Origin of the sequence: Streptomyces sp. ACA25 (assembly GCF_028200735.1) — a bacterium.
GTDB lineage: Bacteria > Actinomycetota > Actinomycetes > Streptomycetales > Streptomycetaceae > Streptomyces.
The window spans coordinates 187,751-211,777 of the sequence record NZ_JAQKPV010000003.1; the positions used below are offsets into that span (position 1 = coordinate 187,751).

General features: G+C 70.6%; 20 protein-coding genes, 1 tRNA gene and 2 pseudogenes. 9 read left to right on the forward strand and 14 right to left on the reverse strand.

What is annotated here, in order from left to right:
- Nucleotides 1-112 precede the first annotated feature (112 nt).
- Nucleotides 113-1,084, reverse strand: a complete 972-nt coding sequence (locus PJ985_RS06985; protein ID WP_271682699.1) for an SDR family NAD(P)-dependent oxidoreductase — start codon at nucleotides 1,082-1,084, stop codon at nucleotides 113-115.
- Between the two features lie 581 nt (nucleotides 1,085-1,665).
- Here PJ985_RS06985 and PJ985_RS06990 point away from each other — a divergent pair.
- From PJ985_RS06990 to PJ985_RS07000, 3 genes and pseudogenes are all read left to right on the forward strand, one after another.
- Nucleotides 1,666-2,139 carry a peptidoglycan-binding domain-containing protein gene (locus PJ985_RS06990; protein WP_271682700.1) on the forward strand — a complete coding sequence of 158 codons (474 nt, stop codon included), beginning with the start codon at nucleotides 1,666-1,668 and terminating at the stop codon, nucleotides 2,137-2,139.
- A gap of 181 nt (nucleotides 2,140-2,320) precedes the next feature.
- Nucleotides 2,321-2,821, forward strand: coding sequence for a winged helix-turn-helix domain-containing protein (locus PJ985_RS06995; RefSeq protein ID WP_271682701.1), 501 nt, complete (start codon nucleotides 2,321-2,323; stop codon nucleotides 2,819-2,821).
- Nucleotides 2,822-2,923: 102 nt separating this feature from the next.
- Nucleotides 2,924-3,040 (forward strand): annotated as a pseudogene (locus PJ985_RS07000) (DUF433 domain-containing protein); the annotation flags it as partial.
- Nucleotides 3,041-3,137: 97 nt separating this feature from the next.
- Here PJ985_RS07000 and betT read toward each other — a convergent pair.
- Complete coding sequence (gene betT, locus PJ985_RS07005; RefSeq protein WP_271682702.1) at nucleotides 3,138-5,267, reverse strand: choline BCCT transporter BetT; 2,130 nt, start codon at nucleotides 5,265-5,267, stop codon at nucleotides 3,138-3,140.
- Nucleotides 5,251-6,930 carry a choline dehydrogenase gene (gene betA / locus PJ985_RS07010; protein ID WP_271682703.1) on the reverse strand — a complete coding sequence of 560 codons (1,680 nt, stop codon included), beginning with the start codon at nucleotides 6,928-6,930 and terminating at the stop codon, nucleotides 5,251-5,253. The genes betT and betA overlap by 17 nt, the downstream gene beginning before the upstream one ends.
- Before the next feature lie 165 nt (nucleotides 6,931-7,095).
- On the opposite strand from betA, the gene PJ985_RS07015 reads away from it, so the two are divergent.
- Entirely contained in the window at nucleotides 7,096-8,535 is a 1,440-nt protein-coding gene (locus tag PJ985_RS07015; protein WP_271682704.1) for an aldehyde dehydrogenase family protein, read from the forward strand.
- A gap of 60 nt (nucleotides 8,536-8,595) precedes the next feature.
- On the opposite strand, the gene PJ985_RS07020 is transcribed toward PJ985_RS07015, so the two are convergent.
- Nucleotides 8,596-9,663, reverse strand: coding sequence for a protein kinase family protein (locus PJ985_RS07020; protein ID WP_271682705.1), 1,068 nt, complete (start codon nucleotides 9,661-9,663; stop codon nucleotides 8,596-8,598).
- A gap of 255 nt (nucleotides 9,664-9,918) precedes the next feature.
- Entirely contained in the window at nucleotides 9,919-11,055 is a 1,137-nt protein-coding gene (locus tag PJ985_RS07025) for an endo-1,4-beta-xylanase (protein WP_271682706.1), read from the reverse strand.
- A gap of 176 nt (nucleotides 11,056-11,231) precedes the next feature.
- Here PJ985_RS07025 and PJ985_RS07030 point away from each other — a divergent pair.
- Nucleotides 11,232-11,434 (forward strand): annotated as a pseudogene (locus PJ985_RS07030) (CopG family transcriptional regulator).
- Here PJ985_RS07030 and PJ985_RS07035 read toward each other — a convergent pair.
- The 8 genes from PJ985_RS07035 to galU all read right to left on the reverse strand — a co-directional run bounded on the left by PJ985_RS07035 (nucleotide 11,409) and on the right by galU (nucleotide 17,246).
- Nucleotides 11,409-11,546 (reverse strand): hypothetical protein, encoded by a 138-nt coding sequence (locus tag PJ985_RS07035; RefSeq protein WP_271682707.1) that lies wholly within the window; start codon nucleotides 11,544-11,546, stop codon nucleotides 11,409-11,411. The pseudogene PJ985_RS07030 and the gene PJ985_RS07035 sit on opposite strands and share 26 nt — an antisense overlap.
- 295 nt (nucleotides 11,547-11,841) lie before the next feature.
- A tRNA-Ala gene (locus tag PJ985_RS07040) sits at nucleotides 11,842-11,914 on the reverse strand.
- Between the two features lie 74 nt (nucleotides 11,915-11,988).
- Nucleotides 11,989-13,089 carry a divisome protein SepX/GlpR gene (sepX, locus tag PJ985_RS07045; RefSeq protein ID WP_271682708.1) on the reverse strand — a complete coding sequence of 367 codons (1,101 nt, stop codon included), beginning with the start codon at nucleotides 13,087-13,089 and terminating at the stop codon, nucleotides 11,989-11,991.
- Nucleotides 13,090-13,213: 124 nt separating this feature from the next.
- Complete coding sequence (locus tag PJ985_RS07050; protein ID WP_271682709.1) at nucleotides 13,214-13,852, reverse strand: GNAT family N-acetyltransferase; 639 nt, start codon at nucleotides 13,850-13,852, stop codon at nucleotides 13,214-13,216.
- The gene (locus PJ985_RS07055) at nucleotides 13,852-14,463 is read right to left on the reverse strand and encodes a MogA/MoaB family molybdenum cofactor biosynthesis protein (protein ID WP_271682710.1); all 612 of its coding nucleotides are present in this window, start codon (nucleotides 14,461-14,463) and stop codon (nucleotides 13,852-13,854) included. Before PJ985_RS07055 ends, PJ985_RS07050 begins: the two co-directional genes overlap by 1 nt.
- A complete protein-coding gene (moaC, locus tag PJ985_RS07060; RefSeq protein WP_271682711.1) occupies nucleotides 14,460-14,939 on the reverse strand; it encodes a cyclic pyranopterin monophosphate synthase MoaC in 480 nt (159 codons plus the stop codon). The genes PJ985_RS07055 and moaC overlap by 4 nt, the downstream gene beginning before the upstream one ends.
- 113 nt (nucleotides 14,940-15,052) lie before the next feature.
- The gene (gene glp, locus PJ985_RS07065; protein WP_271682712.1) at nucleotides 15,053-16,339 is read right to left on the reverse strand and encodes a molybdotransferase-like divisome protein Glp; all 1,287 of its coding nucleotides are present in this window, start codon (nucleotides 16,337-16,339) and stop codon (nucleotides 15,053-15,055) included.
- The gene (gene galU / locus PJ985_RS07070; RefSeq protein WP_271682713.1) at nucleotides 16,332-17,246 is read right to left on the reverse strand and encodes a UTP--glucose-1-phosphate uridylyltransferase GalU; all 915 of its coding nucleotides are present in this window, start codon (nucleotides 17,244-17,246) and stop codon (nucleotides 16,332-16,334) included. Before galU ends, glp begins: the two co-directional genes overlap by 8 nt.
- 98 nt (nucleotides 17,247-17,344) lie before the next feature.
- Here galU and PJ985_RS07075 point away from each other — a divergent pair, with 98 nt between their 5' ends.
- On the forward strand, nucleotides 17,345-17,947 hold the full coding sequence (locus PJ985_RS07075; protein WP_443033432.1) for a 5-formyltetrahydrofolate cyclo-ligase: 603 nt from the start codon (nucleotides 17,345-17,347) through the stop codon (nucleotides 17,945-17,947).
- 110 nt (nucleotides 17,948-18,057) lie between these two features.
- Here PJ985_RS07075 and PJ985_RS07080 read toward each other — a convergent pair whose 3' ends face one another.
- Nucleotides 18,058-20,868 carry a penicillin acylase family protein gene (locus PJ985_RS07080; RefSeq protein WP_271682714.1) on the reverse strand — a complete coding sequence of 937 codons (2,811 nt, stop codon included), beginning with the start codon at nucleotides 20,866-20,868 and terminating at the stop codon, nucleotides 18,058-18,060.
- 217 nt (nucleotides 20,869-21,085) lie between these two features.
- On the opposite strand from PJ985_RS07080, the gene PJ985_RS07085 reads away from it, so the two are divergent.
- The 3 genes from PJ985_RS07085 (at nucleotide 21,086) to PJ985_RS07095 (ending at nucleotide 23,938) form a co-directional block, all read left to right on the forward strand.
- Nucleotides 21,086-22,621 (forward strand): potassium/proton antiporter, encoded by a 1,536-nt coding sequence (locus tag PJ985_RS07085; protein WP_271682890.1) that lies wholly within the window; start codon nucleotides 21,086-21,088, stop codon nucleotides 22,619-22,621.
- A gap of 139 nt (nucleotides 22,622-22,760) precedes the next feature.
- A complete protein-coding gene (locus tag PJ985_RS07090) occupies nucleotides 22,761-23,087 on the forward strand; it encodes an FmdB family zinc ribbon protein (protein ID WP_271682715.1) in 327 nt (108 codons plus the stop codon).
- On the forward strand, nucleotides 23,084-23,938 hold the full coding sequence (locus PJ985_RS07095; protein WP_271682716.1) for an S-methyl-5'-thioadenosine phosphorylase: 855 nt from the start codon (nucleotides 23,084-23,086) through the stop codon (nucleotides 23,936-23,938). The genes PJ985_RS07090 and PJ985_RS07095 overlap by 4 nt, the downstream gene beginning before the upstream one ends.
- Nucleotides 23,939-24,027 lie beyond the last annotated feature (89 nt).

Here is a 24,027-nt window from a genome sequence, read left to right on the forward strand (position 1 = left end):
CACCCTCTGTGAAGTGGCGTCTTCTTCCGGCGAGCACCGGAGCCCGCTTCCCGGGCCGCCCGGCGCCCCCTTCCGGGCGGCCCGCCGCGTCACTGCCGGGCGTCCTGCCGCGTCATTGCCCGGCGGGCTCGGCGAACGCGTCGACGCCGGTGAGCTCGGCGGAGAGCGTCCACAGCCGTGCCGCCTCCCCGGGGTCGGTGGCGTACTTCCGCACCCGGACCCACTGGTCCTCGTCCGTGGCGAACTCGGCTATCTCGCAGTCCTCGCAGTAAACGCCGCCCCCGCCCGCCAGCTGCGGGGAGGTCGCCGCCCACACCTGGGTCGACGCGCCCTCCTGCGGGCTCTTGAAGTCCGGGTTCACCACGTTGCCCGCCTCATCGATCCAGCCCGCGTCGACCATCTCCTCGGTCGTCAGGTGGCGCACGAGGGGCGTCTTGATGCCTCCGGGATGCACGGAGAACGCGCGCACTCCGGCCTCCCGCCCGAGAGCGTCGAGCTGGACGGCGAACAGGATGTTGGCCGTCTTGGCCTGCCCGTAGGCCAGCCACTTGTCGTAGTTCTCCTCGAAGTGCACGTCGTCCCAGCGGATCGCCGAGTGGTGATGCCCGGTGGAGGACACCGCCACGACGCGCGCCCCGCCCCGCGCGATCGCCGGCCAGAGCCGGTTCACCAGGGCGAAGTGGCCCAGGTGATTGACCGCGAACTGCGCCTCCCACCCCGGTCCGACCCGCGTCTCCGGGCAGGCCATGATGCCGGCGTTGTTGATGACCAGGTCCAGGTCACGGCCGGTGGCCAGGAAGCGCTCGGCGAAGCCGCGCACGCTCTCCAGATCGGCGAGGTCCAGCTCGTCCACCTCCACGCCCCCGATGCCTGCCAGGGCCTTTCGGGCGACGTCCGGCCGCCGGGCGGGAACGACGACCCGGGCACCGGCACCGGCCAGCGCACGCGTCGTCTCCAGGCCCAGACCCGAGTACCCGCCGGTGACCAGGGCCAGCTTCCCCGAGAGATCGATCCCGCGCAGTACCTCCTCCGCGGTGGTCCGCGCCCCGAATCCTGATCCGATTTTCTGCTGAGTGGTCGTCATGCCCCGGAGGCTACGAATTGGAGCGCACTTCAAGGCAAGCCCTGATCCGTCTTCCACGGATCCGCGGCGGTCCTTGCCCAACCTGGGGGTGAGCGTGCCTGGCAGCGCACCGAGAACGTCGGGGCACTGGACCTCGTCCTGCCCGAGGACGCAGCCCGGTAGCTGGACGCCGCCCCCGGGCATGAAGGGCCACGACCGCCCGGGCCCCCGTCGCGGGGCCTTCCCCAGGCACCGGCCACCGCGTTGTCTCCCTCTTCTTGGGCAGGAAGTGGCGGAATCCGTGCCGTGCGGGCGCGGGCCGGGAAACCGTGGCCAAGGCCACTGCCAGGAACGCAGAAGGTTCGTGGGTGCAGGCGGCGGGCGGGTGGTTCGGTGACCGGCAGCTCTTATCGGTCAAAACTCTCCGCAAGCTCAGCCGACCCCCTCAGAAGGGGTAGCTTCTCCGCGCACTGCGTTGAGGCGATCAGGTCCACCGACACCGTCATCACGCCCGCACATCGTGCCGAAGCCGCCTCGACGCACATCGACGCACATCGACGCACATCGAGGATCAGTGCGGTCAGGCACCGCTCTGCGACTGAATGGGGAAACACGTGCGACCGAAGGCTTTGTCCAGGACACTCGTCAGTTTCACCGCCCTCACTGCGATCGTGGCCGGAAGCCTCACGACGGCGAGCGTCAGCTTCGCGGCGCCCGCGGCCTCGAAGCCTGCGGCGAGCGCTGAGAAGGTCGTCCCGCTCGCGGTGGTCAACCTGGGCCTGAGCACTACGCAGGCCAGGCACGTTCAGTGCTGGCTGAAGGCGAACTGGCGCTACACCGGCGCGCTCGACGGGCAGCTGGGCACCAACAGCTGGAAGGCCTTCCAACGAAACCTCAAAGAGCACTGGGGCTACACCGGAGCGATCGACGGCATCGTGGGGAGCGGAACGGTGAAGGCGCTGCAACGCCTGCTCAAGAAGAGCTGGGGTTACACCGGCGCCATCGACGGAATCGCCGGACCGGGTACCCAGGCCGCCTTCAAGCGATTCTCCAGCGGGTGCAGCCCTTGGTGCTGAGGAACTGGAGCAGCAGGCGCGCCACCTGTGCACCGCGGGGAGCCGGTGCGTCCCGGGCAGCCCTCGGTACCGTTGGTGGCTGTGGCGAGGCCTACGTCCTGAGACCCCTGCGGGATCTCGGCTTGCGGATCCTCCCCGTGCATCCCCGGGCTCCCTCTGACCCGGGGTCAGCGTGCACCGGGTGGGTACGACCGGCGAACACGGATGGGTCACGGCCATCGAGAGCCTGCACCCGAGCATCACCTGGCAAGCCGGCGGTATCGAGATCGGCCACTTCTCCCACGTCGAACCAGTCCGCCTCGCCGGCGACGGACTCCTGCTGATCCCTTCGGTCTTCGTCGCGAACATCGCCGCCCACCTGGCAGACCCCTGGCCCTGGCCCAGGACCTTGGTCTATCGTGCCCGCGGCACCGCCGCCCTGTGGGGCGACCAGGAGACCGTCCCCCGACCGGACACGCTGACCGCTCTGATCGGCCGGTCCCGAGCCCGGCTGCTGTTGGCGCTGGACGCCCCGGCCAGTACCAGCCACCTCGCCCGAAGCCTCGCCATGACACCCGGCGCGGTAGGAGACCACCTCGCCATCCTGCGAGACGCGGGACTGCTCGTCCGCGCCCGGTCGGGACGGTCCGTGCTCTACCGCCGCACCCCGCTCGGCGAGGCACTCGCCGCCGGTACGGGCTGAGGGATCGGATCAGCACTGAGCGACTCTGTCAGCTGGGAGGCGGGTGACGACTTCCCTTCGAGCCCCCAGCTGCGGCAGTACCCGGACAGGGTTCCGGTCGTCATCGATCCGGGATTCGGACACGGGCTGCCTGTCATCGCGGCCAACCGGGTTCCGGTAAGACCGGTGGCCGATCACTGGGAAGCCGGCGAGAGCATCGAGGACATCGTCTACGAGTACGACATCAACAGGCACCGTCGTTCTCCTGTCGCCGCACGGAAAGCATGCCGGTTGCCCCGCCCGGGCCTCGTTCCGGGGGCACCTGGGCGCCGCGCAGTCAGCGGTCCTCGTCCGAGGGTTCCGGGCCGGCCATGTCGGGGCGGTAGTCGGGCAGCGCTGAGCGGGCGCTGGCCTCGCGGTGCATGCGCAGGAACTCCAGGTGGCGTTCGTACTGGTCGAGGATGTCGCCGATGAGCTGCTCCTTCGTGTAGCCCATCACGTCGTAACTCTGGCTGCCCTCGGCGAGGTGGACCTCGTACCGCACGTACGTGTCCCTGCGGGTGACCGGCCGTCTGGTGAATGTGGGGGCGGGGCGCACCACCGGCCAGACCCGGTAGAGGAATTCTTCCTTCTCCCCCATCGGCACCCGCAGGCCCAGGTAGGGGAGTCCGGCTTCCTCGTCGTGGCCTTCGGTGACGGACGCCTCCCCGCCGTGTGCCCGCAGTTCCTCGGCGACCTCCTGGAGGGCCGGGCGGCACACGTCGTCGACGAACGGGACGGCCGCGTCCTGGCTGGGGAAGCTCATGGCCCGGGCGAGCCGCTGCCGCCAGTGCCGCTCCCCCGCCGGGCCGCGGTGCGTACGCCCGGACAGTGACAGCGGCAGGGTGGCCGTCGAGGCGGCCACCCGGATCTGCTCGCTTCGCAACGCCTTGTAGAGGCCGCCGATGATGAGGAACATGACGAACGAGAACGGCAGGCCCATGATGATGGTCGCGTTGGTCAGCGCGTCCACACCGCCGACGATGAGCATGGCGAGGGTGAGCAGCCCGGTCACGGACACCCAGAAGATGCGCAGCCAGGGGGCGGCGTCGGTGAGCGGGGTGCGCAGGTGCGAGGACAGGTTGCCCATCACCAGCGCACCGGAGTCGGCGGAGGTGACATACAGCAGGAGTCCGACGACGGTGGCCAGCCCGGCGCTGAAGGTGACTCCGGGATACTGGGCGAGCAGCCCGTAGAAGCCCTGTTCGGGGTTGTCCATGGCGGTCTCGCCGAACGCGGTGTCGCCGTCCCGCACGACTGCCAGGGCGCTGTTGCCCAGTACGGAGAGGAAGGTGAGGGTGAAGAGGAACGGGATGATCAGGGTCGCCGACACGAACTGCCGGATGGTGCGGCCGCGGGAGATCCTGGCCAGGAAGAGCCCGACGAACGGCGCCCAGGCGATCCACCAGGCCCAGAAGAACAGGGTCCAGGCGTTGAGCCATTCGGGCTGCTGGTCGTAGGCGAAGGTGTTCAGCGTCATGCCGGGGAACCGGCTGGCGTAGTCGCCGATGTTGAGGACGAGGCTGTTGAGCAGCCGGACCGGCCCCTCGGCGAGCATGACGTACAGCATGAGGATGATTGCGAGCACGATGTTGAGCTCGGACATCCGCCGGATGCCCCGGTCGATCCCGGCCACGGCGGACACCGTGGCCAGGGTGACGGCGACCAGGATGAGGCCGATCTGGGCGGCGAGTCCTTCCTCGATACCGAAGAGGAAGTTGAGGCCGTAGTTCAGCTGCACGACGCCGATGCCGAGGGATACGGAAATGCCGAACACCGTGCCGATGATGGCCGCGAGGTCGACGGCGTCGCCGATCCGGCCGTGGATGCGGCGGCCGATGATCGGGTAGAGCGCTGAGCGGATGGCCAGCGGGAGACGGTAGCGGAAGGCGAAGAAGCCCAGCACCATCCCCATCAGCGCGTACATCGCCCAGCCGGTGATGCCGTAGTGAAAGAGTGTCCAGACCACGCCCTGCCGGGCTGCCTCCACGGTCTGCGCCTCGCCCTCGGGCGGCATGAAGTAGTGGCTGACGGGCCCGGCGACGGAGAAGAACATCAGGTCGATGCCGATGCCCGCCGCGAACAGCATGGCTCCCCAGGCGAACAGCCCGTAGTCGGGGGTGGAGTGCTGCGGGCCCAGCTTGATGGTTCCGTACCGGGACACCGCCACGAAGAGCACGAACAGCAGATACAGGGTGGCGGCCAGGAAGTAGTACCAGCCGAAGCCCTCGGAGATCCATCCGACGACCACACCGATGGTGTTCTCGGCGCCTCCCGGCGTGATGATCGCCCAGATCGAGAGGGCGAGGATCAGCGCTGACGAGCCGGCGAAGACGACGGGCTTGAGCCGGCTGTCCCCGGACGGTGCGCCCTCCGCTGCCGGTGCGGTCTCCGCTGTCACTGCGTCACGTTCACGGTCGCTGGACACGGTCCTGCGTCTCCTGTGTGCGGTGTCGGTAGAAGGCGGCGGTGGACGGCGCCGGCGGGGTGTTGCCGAGGATGAGGTCGGCGGCCTTCTCGGCGAGCATCATCACGGGCGCGTAGATGTTGGCGTTGGTGATGCGGGGCATCGCGGAGGCGTCGACCACCCGCAGCCCGTCCACGCCGTGCACGCGCAGGGACGTGGGGTCCAGCACGGACATGTCGTCGACGCCCATCCGGGCGGTGCAGGACGGGTGGTACGCGGTCTCGGCGTCGCGGGCGACCCAGTCGAGGATCTCGTCGTCCGTGGTGACCTCGGCGCCGGGCGACAGTTCGCCCGCGTCGTACTCGTCGAGGGCGGGCCGGGAGAGGATGTCCCGCGCGGTGCGGACCGCCTCCACCCACTCCTTGCGGTCGTTGGGCGTCGACAGGTAGTTGAAGCGCAGCTCCGGGTGGACCCGGGGGTCCTTGGACGTGATCTTGACGGTCCCGCGGACGTCGGAGTACATGGGCCCGACGTGCACCTGGTAGCCGTGCTCGGCGTCCACCGGGGTGCCGTCGTAGCGCACCGCGATGGGCAGGAAGTGGAACATCAGGTTCGGGTGGTCGACCTCGTCGTTGCCGCGCACAAATCCGCCGGCCTCGAAGTGGTTGGTCGCCGCGGTTCCGGTGCGGAACAGCATCCACTCCAGGCCGATGGGGATCCGTTTGCGCGCCTTGACCGCCGGGGTGTGGGTGACCGGCTGCTTGCAGGCGTGCTGCACGTATACCTCGAGGTGGTCCTGGAGGTTTTCCCCGACCCCGGGCAGAGCCTGCACCGTGCGGATGCCCAGCGGCCTGAGCTCGTCAGGGTTGCCGATACCGGACAGCTGGAGCAGCTGCGGCGTGTTGATCGCCCCTCCGCAGAGGATCACCTCGCCGCCGAAGGCCCGCCGGTAGGCCTTGCCGAAGCGCCGGTAGATCACCCCGGTGGCCCGCTTCCCTTCGAAGATCACCCGGTCCACCGGGGAGAAGCACCGCACGGTGAGGTTGGGGCGGTCGCGGACCGGGTCCAGGTAGCCGCGGGAGGCCGACCACCGCCGGCCCTTCCGGATGTTGCGGTCGAAGGGCGCGAAGCCTTCCTGCCGGTATCCGTTGACGTCGGGGGTCAGCGTGTGTCCGGCCTGCTGTGCCGCTTCCAGGAAGGCGGGGAACAGCGGGTTGGTCGCCGGCCCGCGTTCCAGCCACAGCGGGCCGCCCTGACCGCGCCACTCGTCGGCACCGGCGACGCAGTGCTCCATCCGCTTGAAGTACGGCAGGCAGTGCGCGTAGTCCCAGGTCTCCATGCCGGGCTCAGCGGCCCAGCGCTCCAGATCGAGCGGGTTGCCGCGCTGGAAGATCATTCCGTTGATGGAGCTCGATCCGCCCAGCAGCCTGCCGCGGCCGTGGCTGATGCGTCTGCCGCCCATGAACGGCTCCGGCTCGGAGGCGTAGCGCCAGTCGTACAGGGGGTTGCCGATGACCATGGTCAGCGCGGCCGGCATGTGCGTGAGGATGTCCCAGCGGTAGTCCGGCCGGCCCGCCTCCAGCATGAGCACGCGGTTGCCCGGGTCCGCGCTCAGCCGGTTGGCCAGCACGCAGCCTGCCGAGCCTCCCCCGACGATGATGTAGTCGTACTCCGCTTGGCCCATGCCGTTCTCCTCGGCTTGCGCGTGCATTCGACACTGCGCAGTATCTACCCTTAAGAGGCAAATGTCTGGATCGCAGCACGGTGCGGTCGCGTCCGGCTCACAGGGGACGGCAGCGCACACGGGAGAGGACCTGTCACGTCCAGTCTGTTCATCGACGGGCAGTGGGTGGCCTCGTCGAGCGGCGACACCCGCGACATCGTCAATCCCTACGACCAGTCCGTGGTCCGGACCGTCGACGAGGGCAACGAGGCCGATGCCCGGGCGGCCGTCGCCGCGGCACGCACCGCCTTCGACGAGGGCGAGTGGTCCGCCTGGACCCCCCGGGAACGCTCCGAACTGCTGCACCGGGTGGCGGAACACCTGCAGCGGGACCGGGACATGATCGCCCGGCTGGAAACCCTGGACACCGGCAAGACGCTCGTCGAGGGCGGGATCGACGTCGACGACGTGACCGCGGTGTTCCACTACTACGCAGACCTGGCGGGGACGGAGTCGGGCCGGACGGTCGAGACCGGGGACCCCCGGGTCCGCAGCCGGGTGGTCCACGAACCGGTCGGCGTCTGCACGATGATCACTCCGTGGAACTATCCGCTGCTCCAGGCCTCCTGGAAGGTGGCGCCGGCGCTGGCCGCGGGCAACACCATGGTGCTCAAACCCAGCGAGCTCACCCCGCTGAGCGCCCTCCGGATGGTCGAGCTGATCGAGGAGGCCGGCGTGCCCGAGGGGGTGGTCAACCTGGTGCTCGGCGCGGGGGCGACAGCGGGAGCGCCACTGGTGGACAGCCCGGACGTGGACCTGGTGTCCTTCACCGGCGGGCTGGAAACGGGCAGGTCCCTCATGCGCACGGCGGCCGGCACGGTGAAGAACATCGCCCTGGAGCTGGGCGGCAAGAACCCCAACATCGTGTTCGCCGACGCCGACCTCGATGCCGCGGTCGACTACGCCCTGATGGCCGCTTTCCTGCACGCCGGACAGGTGTGCTCAGCGGGCACCCGCCTGATCGTGGAGGACACGGTGCACGACGAGTTCGTCGGCGAGCTGGTCGCGCGCACCGAACGGATCAGGCTCGGCAACGGGCTGGACCCGGACACCGAGAGCGGCCCACTCGTCTCCGCCGAGCACCTGGCCAAGGTCGAGTCCTACGTGCGGCTCGGGAGCGAGGAGGGCGCGACACTCGTCGCCGGCGGCAGACGCCCGGACGACCCGGCACTGCGCGACGGCTTCTTCTACCGGCCGACCGTGTTCGACGACTGCACGGGGGACATGCGCCTCGTCCAGGAGGAGACGTTCGGGCCGATCCTGACCGTGGAGCGCTTCTCCGACGAGGACCGCGCGGTCGAGATCGGCAACGACACCGAGTACGGACTCGCCGGTGCCGTGTGGACCAGGGACACCGCCCGCGCCGAGCGGGTGGCGCGACGGCTGCGGCACGGCACGGTGTGGATCAACGACTTCGGCACCTATCTGCCGCAGGCCGAATGGGGCGGCTTCAAACGTTCCGGAATCGGCCGGGAACTCGGCCACGACGGCCTGGCCGAGTACCGGCAGACCAAGCACATCTACGAGAACACCGCCCCCGTTCCCCAGCGCTGGTTCGCCCGCTGAACCACCCCCGGTCCGGCGCGACCTGCCGTGCGGCAGATGTCAGCTGCCTCGGCAGCCCGGTCAGCCGACGCATGAACTGTACGTACCGCCGATCCGGCGGATCTCCTCCAGCGGGTACGGGGTCTGCCGGCTCCGTTGCTGGAGAGCACGGTTGAACTCCGACATCACGGCGGCGATCGGGGCGTGACGGGTAAGGATCGCCGCGGCCTGCTCCGGAATGCCCGTGGGTCGTTTGCCCTGAGCGTAGGCGCGCACCAGCGCGCAGCGGCCCTCCCGGTCCTCCCTCCGGTATCCGTACAGAGCGGTGACCAGCCAGTTGACCAGACAGGTGACGGTGTAACAGCGGTCGTAGGTCTGATGCCGGTCGAAGAAGTCGGCGTGCTCCTGCGACAGCTCGAAGCGGGAGGAGGTGGCGAGGCCGTAATCCGCGAAGTAGAGGCGCCGGCCGTCGGTGAGGATGTTCTCGAAGTGCGCGTCGAAGTGCAGAAGCCCGCGGGCGTTCATGAACAAGGTTCCGGCTTCCAGGTCCTTCTCCACCATGGCGCAGGCCCGGTTGGTGGTCTCCTCGCCTGCCTCGACCTGGGTGCCCAGCCACTGGTGCAGGTTCTGCGGGATGTACTCCATGAACAGCGCCACGCTCGCCGAGGACTGCTGGAGCCCCTGGATCCGGCGGCGCACCTGCGCTCCGCCGCCCCAGTAGGCGACGGCCCGTTCGATGTCGGACAGTTCCTCGGGCAGGGGCGTCGAGTCCGGCAGCACCCGCCAGTGATACATCAGGGGGAAACCCTGGTGGTCCCCCGCGAGCACCCAGTTCGTCGTCATGGTGTGCACGGCGAGCTCTCTCCAGGCCCCGAAGCCCGGCCCGCCGATGCCGTACTGGCAGAAGACGGGCAGCTCGAAGAGGTTCGCCGTGGACCGGAGGTGCTCGGGTTGCCTCTCCAGATCGGTGAGGGGCACCCGTTTCACGAAGACCGGGGTTCCGGCGACCTCCATCAGGGCCGACTTCCCACCGATGCCGGCCCCGGTCGGGGTCGCCGTCTCCACGAGTGCGTGCAGGGCGCGATCACTGCGCAAGGCCAGGGACGTGGAGACGGCACCATGGGCGGTGAGGCGCGCACGGCGCGACATGTCAGGGAGCTTCACTGCTGCCTCCGGAACGGGGGCGGGCCTCCACGAAAAGGTTTGGGGAGAGAAGCGACCCGCCCGTTCACCGCGCTCCCCGCTCACCGCACTGTATGGGGGGAATGAAGTACGGGGCCGGGGAACCGGATTGCCGTCAGCCCGCCTCAGCTGCGCGACCCCGAGCCCTCGACGCCCGAGCCCCGGACGTCCCGCCCGCCGCAGACGGCTGCGGGCGGGCGGGACGCGCCCACGGGCGGGTTGTCAGCCCTTACGGGCTTCCTTCAGGGTGGACTGCAGGGCGAAGAAGGCGGGCTTGCGGACGAAGTCGTCCGTCATGACCGTGGCGGCCCCCTCTCCCTCGAAGGTCACCGGGACCCAGGAGTACTTGTCGGTGAAGCCCCAGATCGTGAAGGAGTTGCACTCCGACACGGCCAGACAGGCCGACAGCGCGCGCTGGTAGTACTCGGCTTGCTGCTTCAGCTGCGCCTTGGTGGGCTTGCCGCTCTCCGGCAGGTCCATGCGCACGTCGATCTCGGTGATGGCTGTCTCCAGCCCGAGCTCGTCGAAGCGGGTCAGGTTCTGTTCCAGGTCGCCCGGGAAGCCGTAGCGAATGCTCAGATGACCCTGTGCGGCGAAGCCGTGCACCGGCACGTCCTGCGCGAGGAGGTCCTGTGCGAGCTCGTAGTACGCGTCACTCTTGGCGTTGATGCCCTCCACGTTGTAGTCGTTGAGGAAGAGCTTCGCCTCCGGGTCGGCCTCGTGCGCCCAGCGGAAAGCGTCGGCGACGATCTCCGGGCCGAGCTCACGGATCCAGATGTTCTCCTCGGTGCGCAGCTCCCCCTGCTCGTTGAAGATCTCGTTCGCCACGTCCCACTGCTGGATCCGGCCGGCGTAGCGGCCGACCACGGTGTCGATGTGGTCCTTCAGGATGGCGCGCAGCTCCTCCTCGGTGAAGTCACCCTCCTCCACCCATTCGGGGTTCTGGCTGTGCCACAGGAGCGTGTGCCCGCGCACGACCTGGCCGTGGCGTTCGGCGAAGTCGGCGATGGCGTCGGCTTCCTCGAAGCGGTACTCGCCCTGCTCGGGGTGGATGAAGTCCCACTTCATCTGGTTCTCGGCGGAGACCGAGTTGAACTGACGCCCCAGGATCTTCCGGTACTTCTTGTCGGAGGTGAACGGGTCCGGGTAGTCCTGGGAGAGGTGGTGACCGCCGCCGGCCACCGCGGTGCCCACGTAGAACCCCTCGGGGGCGGCCCAGCGCAGGCGGTCGAACTTGGCGTTGGAGTGCGGCGCGGCCTGGTGGTCGGCCGGCGGCTCGGCCGTGGCCGTGGACATTGCCAGCGGAACGGCCAGCGCGGCGGCGGCAATTGCGACGGTGATGGTACGGACGGATCTCATCGGAGGTCCCTCATGTTGATCGATCGACTGTCCCGAAACTTTCGGGCGACTCCCGAAACGTTAGGAACGGACGTTAAGGGCTGGGAGGCAGGTCGTCAACGGGTCGCGCGGAGATAAGTGGAGCGCCCCCCTCCGGTCGCCCGGAGACGAGCGTCCACCTTCCCGAGGAGCTGGAAGTGCGGCTGGACGCCGAGGCCGCGACTACCGGCGTCAGCAAGGCGGAGCTCATCCGGCGGGGCATCACCATGCCGCTTGAGCACTCGACGCGTCCTCGGCGTGGCCGCGCACTGCCCGTCTTCGACGGCGGCCGAGCACTGACCGCCGAAGCGATGGATGAGCGCTCCACGAGCACATCAAGGAACGGTCGGCGCGCCGTTGATCATCGTTGCCGACACGTCCGCCCTTTCGCCGCTTTCGACGCCGCGCAGCGTGAGCATCGTGACGCCCTGGACATCGTTGACCGGGAAGTTCTTGTCCTCTCCCCCGGCCATCACCGAACTCGACCACCTCGTGCACCTGCGGCTCGACCTGGGGGCGCGGCGTCGTACTCGCGGACCGGTACAAGACGGACCGCATCCTCACACTTGATCAACGCGACTACCGCGCGATCACCCGGCTGCCCCCGGACTCACCGCATTCCGCATGCTCCCCGCCGATCACTGACTCACCCCCACCACCCGCGCCCAGGCCTCCCGTCGAGCCCGGAAACGACGAGATCCCGCCCGGTCGTCATGACCGGGCGGGATCTCATGAACTGTCCTGAACTGACTCAGGAGAGCCGTGCGGTGGACCTGAGGGGATTCGAACCCCTGACCCCCTCGTTGCGAACGAGGTGCGCTACCAACTGCGCTACAGGCCCTTGCACCGAGGAAACTCTAGCACCCGGGGACCGGCGGACCGAAATCCCTATCCGCCGGTCATCGGGCGTGGCAGCTACTCCCCCGCCGCGCGGGGGCGGTCGTCCTCGGCGAACTGGTCGAACAGCGGAGTGCGCTGCGGACCGCGGGCGGACGGGTCCTGCGAGGACTGCTGCTGCGCGGGGACCGGGGACTGCGGGGTGCCCGCCGGGGTGGAACGGGCGGCGCTCCAGGCGTCCGGGCCGTCCAGGTCGACGCCGCGGCTGCTGCGCGGTGCCACCGGGGCGGTGACGTAGGTGGGCAGCGGGACGGGGGCGGGGTCCCAGCCCTCCGGGCCCTCGCCGGGCGGGGCGGTCCGGCGGCGCTGCTGGTCGACCCATTCGGCGTGGTCGGTCTGCTCCACCAGAGCCTTCCGGTCCTCGGTCGGGGTCGGGACCGGCTCCGCCGCGACGACGACAGCCCCCCGGTCCGGCCCGGTGTCCCGGTCCGGCCCGGCCCAGGCGTCCCGGTCGCCGCTCCCCGCCCACTCCTCGCGCCCGGTGCCTTCGGCCCACTCGCCCACCGGGGTGTGCTGGGTACGTTCCCGCAGCCGGCGGGCGGCCTCCTCGGCCCGCCGCCGGTCCATGGTGACGGCGTACCGGCGGCGCTCCTGCTTGCGCAGATGCATGATGTAGGCGCTCAGCAGGACCGCGGGGACGGCCGGGACCCACAGGAAGGACGGGCCGGCGGCGGCGGTGAAGATCCCGCCGGACGCGAAGGCGAGGAACAGCACCATGGTGGTACGGCGCCGGCGGGCCAGCACCTTGGCCCGCTTGTTCCGCCCTGCCGCGGTGCTGGACTCCATGGGTGGACGGCGGGGGGTGGCCTCGGTCACGGGCTCGGCAAAGGACCGGACGTCCGCGACGTCCGGCTCGCCGTCATCGACCGTCAGGACGGTCGCGGTGTCCAGGGTTTCCCTGTCGCCCGCGGCCTCCTCGGCGCGCTTCGCCCGGCGCTCCGCGTCCTTGGCATACCGGCGTTCCATCGCCGCGCGTCCGGACAACAGCCGGATGGCGGTGCTGAAGCGTTCGGTCGGACGGGCGTCGTTCAGCTCGTCCTGCCTGCGGAGCCACATCGGCACGAGGTACGCCGCCCAGGCCCCGACGATCATTGCGAAAATGAGGCCACTGCTGCTCACGCTCACACGGTAGAGGGGTTTGCGCGGCTGCATCTGCCAAATTGCTCGGTGTGTCGCGCGTTCGGGCCAGCTGTCCGGATATTTCTTCGGATTGTTATGGTGCCGACTCCGAATATTCGAACATTCATTTTATTTCTGGGCTGTACCGCTGCCCGGCGGCTCGGCGCTCGTGCCAGCGGCCCAGCAGTCCGTGCGGCACTTCCTCCGCGGTCAGCGCGAACACCAGGTGGTCGCGCCAGTCCCCGTCGATATGCAGATACCGGGGGCGCAGACCTTCCTCGCGGTACCCCAGCTTCTCCACCACCCGGCGGCTCGGACCGTTCTCCGGCCGGATGCAGATTTCCAGCCGGTGCAGGCCGACGGTGCGGAAGCAGTGGTCGGTGACCAGGGCGACGGCGGTGGGGATGACCCCGCGGCCGGCGACGGCGCGGTCCACCCAGTACCCGATGTGGGCCGAGCGCAAGGAACCCCAGCTGATGCCCGCGACGGTCAGCTGGCCGGCGAGCCGGCCCCGGTAGGTGACGACGAACGGCAGCGCCCGGCCGGCCTCGGCCTCGTGCCGCAGGTGCCGGACCATCTGCCGGTAGGTGGGCCGCCGCCCCAGGACGTGACCTGGCGGCGGGGGCGGAACCGTCGCCTCCCAGGGGCGCAGCCACTCACGGTTGCGCTGGTTGACCTCGCGCCAGGTGCGGTGGTCGCGCTGCCTTATGGGGCGGAGGGCGATGTCGCCGTCCGCCAGCTCCACTGGCCAGTGCTGGTTCATCAGGGTTTTCGGGATGTGCGGTCCGCTGCGGTACCGCTGCCGGTCGGGGCGCTCCCCGGGGAGTCCTCGCGCGGGTGGTCGCCGCCCCGGATCTGGTCGACGGCGTGCCGCAACAGGGGCTCCAGCACAGCGAGGCCGTCGCGCACCCCACCCGCGGAGCCGGGAAGGTTCACGATCAGCGTACCGCTCGCGACGCCGGCAAGCCCTCGGGAAAGCGCGGCGGTGGGGACCTTCGCCATCCCCGCCGCCCTGATCGCCTCGGGGATGCCGGGCACCTCCCGGTCGAGGACCCGGCGGGTCATCTCCGGGGTCAGGTCGGTCGGGGAGAGCCCGGTCCCGCCGGTGGTGAGCACGACGTCGTAGCCGGCCGCGACCGCCGCGCGCAGCGCCGCCTCCACGGGCTCACCGTCGGGCACCACTTCGGGGCCCTCCGCCGTGAACCCGAGCTTCCGCAGGGCCGCCACGAGCAGCGGGCCGCCGGTGTCCTGGTAGACACCGGCGGAGGCCCGGTTGGAGGCGGTGACGGCCAGTGCGCGGTATCCGCCGGCCGGGGCACGGCCGGAGCCAGGGTGAGGGGAGGAGGACGCCTGCGGGTGGGGCGGCTCGGTCATGGCTCACGGCTCCAGTCGCCGGACTTGCCGCCGGTCTTCTCGGTCACGCGGATGTCGCTGATGACGGCGCCTTTGTCGACCGCTTTGATCATGTCGACGACGGTGAGGGCCGCGACCGTGACGGCGGTGAGGGCTTCCATCTCGACGCCGGTCCGGTCGGTGGTGCGGACGGCGGCGGCGATCTCCACCGCCTCGTCGGTGACCGACAGGTCCAGCTGCACGCCGGAGAGCGCGAGAGGGTGGCACAGCGGGATCAGGTCAGGGGTCCGCTTGGCACCCATGATGCCCGCGATCCGGGCCACAGCCAGCGCGTCTCCCTTCGGCATCCCGTCGCCGCGCAGCAGTTCGACCACGCGGGGGGCCACCAGCACCCGTCCGGTGGCGCGAGCGGTGCGTGCGGTGACGGCTTTGGCGGACACGTCGACCATCCGGGCGGCCCCGGAATCGTCGAGATGGGTCAGATGCGGGCTGCTCATGGGGGACTACGGTACCGGGAGCCGTCCCCGGAACGCGCCGCCCCGCGGACGAGCGGACGGTGCGGCGGGGCGAAGGGGGCGGACGGGGCGGGCTGTACCGGCCGCGTGGGCGGTCAGCGTGCGTGGTGGAGCAGGACGACCTCCAGTTCGGTGCCGGGCTCGACCTCCGTGACCTCTTCCGGGACGACGATCAGGGAGTCGGCCTGGGCGAGTGCCGCGATCAGGTGGGAGGAGGCGCCGCCGACCGGGCGCACCGTGCCGTTGCGGTGGCTGCCGCGCAGGAACTGCCGCTTCCCCGGCGGTGAGGTCAGCGGGGTGTCCGCGACCAGGCGGGCCCGGACGCGGGGGCGGTGCAGCTCGGCGTGCCCGGCCATGGCGCGCAGCGCGGGCCGCGCGAACATCTCGAAGGAGACGTAGGAGCTGACGGGGTTGCCGGGGAGCGCGAGCAGCGGAATCCGGTCGGGGCCGATCAGCCCGAAGCCCTGTGGCTTGCCGGGCTGCATGGCGAGCCGGCGGAACTCCACCCCTCCGGGAAGGTCGTCGATGTCGCTGAGGGCTTCCTTGACGACGTCGTAGGCGCCGACGCTGACGCCTCCGCTGGTGATGAGGAGGTCCGCCCGGATCAGCTGGTCCTCGAGGATGGCCCGCAGGGTGGCGGCGTCGTCGGCGACCGCGGAGACCCGGAAAGCGACGGCTCCGGCCTCGCGGGCGGCGGCGGTGAGGGTGTAGCCGTTGGAGTCGTAAATCTGTCCGGGGCCGAGCTTCGTGCCGGGCTCGGCGAGCTCGCTGCCGGTGGAGACGACCACGACGCGCGGCCGGGGCCGGACCAGCACGGTGGCCCTGCCGACCGCGGCGAGCAGCCCGATCTGCGGCGCGCCGAGGAGGGTGCCGGCGGTGAGCGCGACGGTGCCGGCCGGGATGTCGCTGCCGCGGGTCCGGATGTGGGCTCCGGCCACGGCCGGGCGGTGCACCCGGACCTCGGTGCCGCCGGGGGCGGTGCTGTGCGCGGTCATCGACTCGGCGGGACCGCCGCCGGTGCCGCCGTCGGTCCACTCGACGGGAACGACCGCCTCGGCCCCGGGCGGCAGCGGGGCTCCCGTCATGATGCGGGCCGCCTCCCCGGGGCCGACGGCCGGCAGGCTGCCGCTGCCGGCCGCGATGTCTCCGACGACCGTCAGCGCGGCGGGAAACTCCTCGGAGGAGCCCTCCACGTCGGCGGTGCGGACGGCGTAGCCGTCCATCGAGCTGTTGTCGAAGGGCGGCATCGCGACGGGGACGCTGACGTCCTCGGCGAGGACGCAGCCCTGGGCGTCGAAGAGCTGGAGTTCCAGGTGGTCGAGCGGGCGGACGGCCCGCAGGATGTCGTCCAGGTGTTCGTCGACGGACCAGATGTCAGTCAAGGGTCCGCATCTCCTCGTTCACGTATGTGCTGAGCCAGGCCCGGAAGTCGGGGCCGAGGTCTTCACGCTCGCACGCCAGCCGGACGATCGTGCGCAGGTAGTCGCCCCGGTCGCCCGTGTCGTACCGGCGACCGCGGAAGATCACGCCGTGCACCGGGCCGCCGATGCCGGGGTCCTCGGCCATGCTCTGCAGGGCGTCGGTCAGCTGGATCTCGCCACCGCGGCCGGGACCGGTGCGGCGCAGCACGCCGAAGACGGCCGGGTCCAGGACGTACCGGCCGATGACGGCGAAGTTACTGGGGGCCTCGCCCGGCTCGGGCTTCTCCACCAGGCCGGTCACCCGCACCACACCGTCCTCCCCGGTGGGCTCCACGGCGGCGCAGCCGTAGAGGTGCACCTGCTCCGGGTCGACCTCGAGCAGGGCGACGACGCTGCCGCCGTGCTGCTCCTGCACGGCGGTCATGCGGGTGAGCAGCGGGTCCCGGGGGTCGATGAGGTCGTCACCGAGGAGCACGGCGAAGGGCTGCTCGCCGACGTGCGGGGCCGCGCACAGCACGGCGTGGCCCAGGCCCTTGGGGTCGCCCTGCCGGACGTAGTGCATGGTGGCGAGCTCACTGGACTGCTGGACGCGGGAGAGGCGGCTCTCGTCGCCCTTGCGCCGCAGCGTCTCCTCGAGCTCGTAGTTCCGGTCGAAGTGGTCTTCCAGCGGCCGCTTGTTACGTCCGGTGATCATCAGCACATCGGTGAGCCCGGCGCTGGTCGCCTCTTCCACCACATACTGGATCGCAGGCTGGTCGACGACCGGCAGCATCTCCTTGGGCGTGGCCTTCGTCGCGGGCAGAAAGCGCGTGCCGAGCCCGGCAGCGGGAATGACAGCCTTGCTGATCCGGGAGCGTGGTGACGTCATGGCGGTCACCTTATCCGCCTGGTATCCCGGGGCGATGTACTTTCCGCACGTACAGCAGGGTATGGGCGAGGTTGAGGCGAAGGGAGCCGGCGGCAGCTGTGGACGAGATCGGAACACGGAAACAGGAGGTCCGCCGGGATCTTCTGGCGGTGCGGGCTGCGATGGCCGACGACGAGGTGACGCAGGCGGCGGAGGAGCTGTCCCGGCACGTGCTGGAGCTGCCGGAGCTGGCAGGGGCGGCCACGGTCGCGGCCTACGTCTCGGTGGGGCGCGAGCCCGGTACCGAGCCGCTGCTGGCGGCGCTGCGCGAGCGGGGTGTCCGGGTGCTGCTGCCGGTGCTGCTGCCGGACGACGACCTCGACTGGGCCGCGTACGAGGGGGCGGACCGGCTGGTGGAGGCCGACCACGGGCGGATCCGGCTGTTCCAGCCGGCCGGGGAGCGGCTGGGCGTGGAGGCGGTGACGCAGGCGCAGGCGGTGGTGCTGCCGGGGCTCGCGGTGGACCGGCGCGGGGTCCGGATGGGCCGCGGCGGCGGGTCCTACGACCGGGCGCTGGCCCGGCTGGCCGCCTCGGGCGCGAACCCCGCCCTGATCGCCCTGCTGTACGCGCACGAGGTGGTCGGGGAGCTCCCGGAGGAGCCGCACGACTGCCCGGTGCACGCCGCGGTCACCCCGCAGGGCACCCACCGCTTCCCGCAGTGAACCCCGGGCACCGGCATCGGGCCAGGGCCCGGTACCGGTGCCGGGGCCCTGCTGCCGGTGCCGGGCCGTGATGCCGGTGCCCGGGTGCGGACGCTCCGGCGCGGGCCGGGTCAGTCCCCGGGGTTCAGGACCAGGGTGTCGGCGGTGTTCTCCTCGACGGCCTCCGGGCTGTAGGCCCAGGGCAGGAACTCGCCCTTGGCCCACAGCTCCGTCTGGTCGGTGTAGTTGCGGTGGTGGGCGTGTCCGGAGGCGCCGGCCAGGTTGATCCACTGCGACTCGTCGAAGTCGTCCAGGCTGACGATCATCCGCATGGACGGGACCCAGGTGACCTCGTAGCCGCCCGCGGCGTTCCACCCGGAGGCGTCGACGGCGTCCTTGCCGCCGGCGAGGTTCCACGGGCCGCGGTTGAGGAGCCACCGCACGGCGCCGGGCCCCTCGGTGCCGAGTGTCTGGTTCTCCAGGGTGAGCTGGTGCATCCGGCCCCAGCTCCAGGTGCCGATGTCCTTGCCCAGCAAAGCGGTGAGCTCCCAGCGGGCGTCCTTCATGGCCTTGGCGAGCAGCTCGTCGCGGTTGTCCGAGCTGGGGCTGGTGCGGTTGCCGGAGCTCTTCCACCAGTCGCTCTCCGGCTCCTCCAGCAGGCCGCGGACCACCTCGAACCAGCGGTCACCGCCGTCGGGCTGGGCGGAACCCGCGGAACGCTGGCCGCACTCACGGACCAGGCGGGCCCGGCCGTGGGCGTCCTCCAGCGGGCCGGCGTCGTCGGCGGGGCGGACCCGCAGGCACTGCCCCTCCACGCGGACCTCCTTGGGCAGCTTGTGGCCGAAGGAGAGCTTCAGGACATGCCGCCAGACGGCGTTGTAGTAGGCGGCTGCGGCGGAGTCGGCGTCCTGGGTGTAGTCCCAGCCCTCCAGGAGCTCCTGCGCCTCGCGGATGTAGGGGTCCGCGATGTCGATGTCCCGGAGGTAGGGCACCAGGATCTTGGCCATCTCGTTGCTGTTGTCCAGCTGTATGGAGCGCATGTCCCCCATGGAGATCTTGCCGCCCTCCTTCAGCAGCCCCTGGATCAGGTCGTCTATCCGCTGGCTGCGGGCGCCGTAGCTCCAGTCGTCGGTCAGCAGGTACGGGTAGGCCTCCGGGTCGATCACGGACTGGTTGGCGGTGACGATGTAGCCGCGCTCCGGGTTGTACTCCCAGGGCAGCTCCTCCTGCGGGATCCAGCCCGTCCAGTCGTACGCGGAGTCCCAGCCGGGGGCCGGGTACCGGCCGTCGCCCGCCCCGCGGACCGGGATCCGGCCGGGGGCCTGGTAGCCGATGTTGCCCTGGGTGTCGGCGTAGATGAGGTTCTGCGAGGGCACCGCGAAGTCCTGGGCAGCGGTGCGGAACTCCTCGAAGTCCGAGGCCGTGTTGATGCCGAAGACGGCGTCCATCGTGCGGGACGGGTCGAGCGCGGTCCAGCGCAGGGAGACGGCGTAACCGGAACCACGGTCGGGGGCGCCGTCCTCCACCGGCGCCAGCCCGCCGACATCGCCGAGCTCGTCACTGCGGTCGGAGACGATGGGGCCGTTCGCGGTGGAGCGGACGGTGATCTCGCGGGCCTCCCCGCCGGCCACCTCGATGGTCTCCTTGCGGGTCTCGTACGGCACCTGCTCGCCGTCGCGGAGGTAGTTGCCCTCGTTGAGGCGCTCCAGGTACAGGTCGCTGACGTCGGCGCCCAGGTTGGTGAAGCCCCAGGCGATGTCCTCGTTGTGGCCGATGACAATGCCGGGCATGCCGGAGAAGGAGAAGCCGGAGACGGCGAACGGGCAGGCCTCGGTGACCTCGTTGCAGTGCAGGCCCATCTGGTACCAGATGGACGGCAGCATCGGCGCGAGGTGCGGGTCGTTGGCCAGCAGCGGTTTCCCGGTGGTGGTGTACTCGCCGGAGATCACCCAGGAGTTCGAGCCGATGCCGCTGCCGCTGGGGCCCAGCAGCGCGGGGATGTCGTCGAGGGTCCGGGTGAGGGCGGCGAGCTGGGTGGAGGCACCCTCGATCGCCTCGTCGATCTCGTCGCCGTCCTGGACCGCGCCGTCCGCCCCCGCAGCACCGTCCGGGTCCTCGCCGGCGGTGTCCTCGTCGGCGGTGTCCTCCTCGCCGACGGGGTCCTCCTCGCCGGCTCGGCCGGTACCGCCGTCACCGGGGACGCCCTCGGCGAAGGTGCCGTCACCGGCCCCCTCCTCGGTGACGATGGGCCGGTTCCGGTCGTACGGGTAGGCCGGGTAGAGCTCGTCGATCTGTTCCTGGCTGAGCCGGCCGGCGAGCAGCGACCGGTCGATCTCCTGCTGCATGTTGCCGCGCAGGTCCCAGGCCATGGCCTTGAGCCAGGCCACGGAATCGACCGGGCCCCACTCGTCCGGCTCGTAGTCGGAGACGAAGCCGAGCGCGGCGTACTCCACCGAGAGGCCGGCCCCGTCCCGGTCGGCCAGGTAGGCGTTGACCCCGTCGGCGTAGGCCTGCAGGTAGGTCTTCGTGTCCTCGGCGAGCTCCTCGTCGTACTCCTGCTGCGCCGTCTGGCGCCAGCCGAGGGTGCGGAGGAAGGCGTCGGTCTCCACCTGGTCCTCGCCGAACATCTCGGAGAGCCGGCCGGCGGTCAGGTGCCGCCGCACGTCCATCTCCCAGAAGCGGTCCTGGGCGTGCACGAAGCCCTGGGCCCGGAAGAGGTCCTCCGCACTGTCGGCGTACAGCTGCGGGATCCCGTTGCCGTCCCGGCGGACGGTGACCTCACCGGACAGACCGTCGAGAGTGATCTCCCCGGTGGTCTGCGGGAACGAGGCGCGCACGGTGCTGACGCTCCAGAACGTGCTGTAGCCGAGCCCGGCCACAAGCAGCACGGCGACAGCGATCGCGAGCAGACGGAGGCGTCGCAAGGACTTCTTGGCGGGCATCGCTGTCCTTCACAGGCCAGGTGGGCGGACTTGAGCAACCATAGACACACCTCCACCCGGGTGATGCCACGGGGAGCGCTGTCCCCCGGCGGCGTGATCAACGGGATGGTAAATTTCCTGCAAAGAAGCCGTCCCGAATATAACTGTATTGTGCAGGTGTCTTGATTCGGCAGCGCCGCCAGGAGGCCACCACACATCACCGTGAGGAGACCAGCCCCTGACTGTCGACCGCCTCAATGAACTCCTGCTCGCCTGCACCCTCGTCCTTCTGGTCGCCGTCGCCGCCGTGCGGCTGACATCCCGGATCGGACTGCCCACCCTGCTGCTCTACCTGGGCATCGGCATGATCATCGGCCAGGACGGACTGGGGGTGGACTTCCAGGACGCAGAGCTGACCCAGGTGTTCGGCTACGCCGCTCTGGTCGTCATCCTCGCAGAGGGCGGTCTCAGTACGCGCTGGAGACTGATCAAACCCGCCCTCCCGGCCGCCGCAGTGCTCGCCACCGTCGGCGTCGGCGTCAGCGTCGGCGTCACCGCTGCGGCGGCACATTACCTGGTCGGGCTCGAATGGCAGACCGCTCTGGTCATGGGCGCGGTGGTGTCCTCCACCGACGCCGCAGCGGTCTTCTCCGTACTCCGCAAGGTGCCGCTGCCCAGCCGGCTGAGCGGCGCGCTGGAGGCGGAGTCCGGCTTCAATGACGCCCCGGTGGTCATCCTGGTCGTCGCGTTCTCCACCCTGGACGCCCTGGACCAGCCCGCCCAGCACTGGCTCCTGCTGCCGGGCGCGATGCTGCTCCAACTGGCCATCGGGCTGGCGATCGGGCTCGCCGTCGGCAGGCTCGGTGCCTTCGGGCTGCGCCACGTGGCGCTGCCCGCCTCCGGCCTCTACCCCATCGCCGTGCTCGCCCTGACCGTGCTGGCCTACGCCGCGGCCGCGATGGTGAACGGCAGCGGCTTCCTCGCCGTCTACGTCGCCGCCCTGGTGCTGGGCAATGCCCGGCTGCCGCACCGGCCCGCCACCCGCGGCTTCGCCGACGCCATGGCCTGGGTCGCCCAGATGGGGCTGTTCATCCTGCTCGGACTGCTGGTGAACCCCAGCGAACTGCTCGACGACTTCTGGCCGGCGATCGCCATCGGTCTGGGGCTGACGCTGGTGGCCCGCCCCCTGTCGGTCGCCCTGTCCCTGCTGCCTTTCCGCAGACCCTGGCAGGAACACGTGCTGATGTCCTGGGCCGGGCTGCGGGGAGCGGTGCCCATCGTGCTGGCCACCATCCCCGTGGTGAACGGCGTCGCGGAGAGCGACCGGGTCTTCAACATCGTGTTTCTGCTGGTGGTGGTCTTCACCCTGCTCCAGGGACCCACCCTGCCCTGGGTGGCCCGGCGGCTGCACCTCGGGCAGGACGAACGCACGGTGGACGTGGACATCGAGTCCGCGCCGCTGGAACGGCTGCGCGGGCATCTGCTCTCGGTGACGATCCCGAGGGACTCCCGGATGCACGGCGTGGAGGTCGCCGAGCTGCGGCTGCCACGGGCGGCCGCCGTCACGCTCGTTGTCCGTGACGGCACCAGCTTCGTGCCCGACCCGACCACCGTGCTGATGCGCGGTGACGAGCTGCTGGTGGTCGCGACCGACCCGGTCCGGGACGAGGTGGAACAGCGCCTGCACGCGGTCGCCGAAGGCGGCAAGCTGGCCCGCTGGCTGCGGGAGACGGGCGCCACCGGCATCCGCCGGAACCGGCGGCCCGGCGAGTGAACGGAACGCCCCCTCCCCCGGGCACTCGGGAAAGCCCGGGGGAGGGAGGCGTGCGTCACCGGCAGTGGACTATGCGCCGGGAATGTTGCACGATGGACCGTCGTTAGCACTCACCGGAGAAGAGTGCCAGGAGGATCACGTGCCGACTTACCAGTACCAGTGCACCGCTTGCGAGGAGGGCCTCGAAGTGGTGCAGAAGTTCACCGACGACGCGCTCACCGACTGCCCGAGCTGCCAGGGCCGGCTGAAGAAGGTGTTCTCGGCGGTCGGCATCGTCTTCAAGGGCTCCGGCTTCTACCGCAACGACAGCCGCAGCACCAGCACCAGCACCAGCACCTCCCCCGCGGCGAAGCCGGCGGAGAAGGACAGCACCAAGAAGACCGAGACCAAGAGCGCCGACGCCTCCACCGCCTCGTCCTCCTCGTCCTCGGCCGGCAAGAGCGCCACCGCCTCACCCGCGGCATGACCGCGGCCCAGTCGGCGGCCCCCCGGGCCGAGATCGGCGTGATCGGCGGCTCCGGGTTCTACTCCTTCCTGGACGATGTGACCGAGATCACCGTCGAGACTCCCTACGGCCCACCGAGCGACTCGCTGTTCCTCGGTGACATCGCGGGACGGCGGGTCGCCTTTCTCCCCCGCCACGGCCGCACCCACTCCGTACCGCCGCACCGCATCAACTACCGCGCCAACCTGTGGGCGCTGCGCTCGCTCGGCGTGCGCCAGGTGCTCGGCCCGTGCGCGGTCGGCGGTCTGCAGCCCGAGTACGGCCCCGGCACCCTGCTGATTCCCGACCAACTGGTGGACCGCACCAAGAGCCGGGTGCAGACCTACTACGACGGGCAGCGGCTGCCCGACGGTGTGGTGCCGAACGTCGCGCACGCCACCTTCGCCGACCCGTACTGCCCGGCCGGCCGGGCCGCGGCCCTGACCACCGCCCGCGAGCAGGGGTGGGACGCGGTGGACGGCGGCACCATGTGCGTCATCGAAGGGCCGCGCTTCTCCACCCGCGCCGAGTCCCGCTGGCATGCCGCGCAGGGCTGGTCGGTGGTCGGCATGACCGGTCACCCCGAGGCGATCCTCGCCCGTGAACTGGCACTCTGCTACACCTCCCTGGCGCTGGTCACCGACCTGGACGCGGGCGCGGAAACCGGGGACGGCGTCTCGCACACCGAGGTGCTCAAGGTGTTCGCGGCCAACGTCGACCGACTGCGCGGAGTGCTGTTCGACGTGGTGGCCGCGCTGCCCGGAGGCACCGACCGCGACTGCCTGTGCACCGCGGCGCTGCAGGGCCAGGACACCGGCCTCCCGCTGCCCTGAGTCAGTCGGCCCGGCCGGTCTCCGGCCGGGCCACCGGTTTCTCCGCCTGCCGTCTCCTCCCGCAGCTCCGTCCCAACTGTCTCCTCCGG

What these genes read in the sequence shown, in the direction of transcription:
- PJ985_RS06985 (WP_271682699.1), bottom strand. Translation starts at nt 1,084, where the DNA reads ATGACGACCACTCAGCAGAAAATCGGATCAGGATTCGGGGCGCGGACC.
- PJ985_RS06990 (WP_271682700.1), top strand. Translation starts at nt 1,666, where the DNA reads ATGGGGAAACACGTGCGACCGAAGGCTTTGTCCAGGACACTCGTCAGT.
- betA (WP_271682703.1), bottom strand. Translation starts at nt 6,930, where the DNA reads ATGGGCCAAGCGGAGTACGACTACATCATCGTCGGGGGAGGCTCGGCA.
- PJ985_RS07020 (WP_271682705.1), bottom strand. Translation starts at nt 9,663, where the DNA reads ATGTCGCGCCGTGCGCGCCTCACCGCCCATGGTGCCGTCTCCACGTCC.
- PJ985_RS07025 (WP_271682706.1), bottom strand. Translation starts at nt 11,055, where the DNA reads ATGAGATCCGTCCGTACCATCACCGTCGCAATTGCCGCCGCCGCGCTG.
- PJ985_RS07035 (WP_271682707.1), bottom strand. Translation starts at nt 11,546, where the DNA reads ATGGCCGGGGGAGAGGACAAGAACTTCCCGGTCAACGATGTCCAGGGC.
- PJ985_RS07050 (WP_271682709.1), bottom strand. Translation starts at nt 13,852, where the DNA reads ATGAACCAGCACTGGCCAGTGGAGCTGGCGGACGGCGACATCGCCCTC.
- PJ985_RS07055 (WP_271682710.1), bottom strand. Translation starts at nt 14,463, where the DNA reads ATGACCGAGCCGCCCCACCCGCAGGCGTCCTCCTCCCCTCACCCTGGC.
- moaC (WP_271682711.1), bottom strand. Translation starts at nt 14,939, where the DNA reads ATGAGCAGCCCGCATCTGACCCATCTCGACGATTCCGGGGCCGCCCGG.
- galU (WP_271682713.1), bottom strand. Translation starts at nt 17,246, where the DNA reads ATGACGTCACCACGCTCCCGGATCAGCAAGGCTGTCATTCCCGCTGCC.
- PJ985_RS07080 (WP_271682714.1), bottom strand. Translation starts at nt 20,868, where the DNA reads ATGCCCGCCAAGAAGTCCTTGCGACGCCTCCGTCTGCTCGCGATCGCT.
- PJ985_RS07095 (WP_271682716.1), top strand. Translation starts at nt 23,084, where the DNA reads ATGACCGCGGCCCAGTCGGCGGCCCCCCGGGCCGAGATCGGCGTGATC.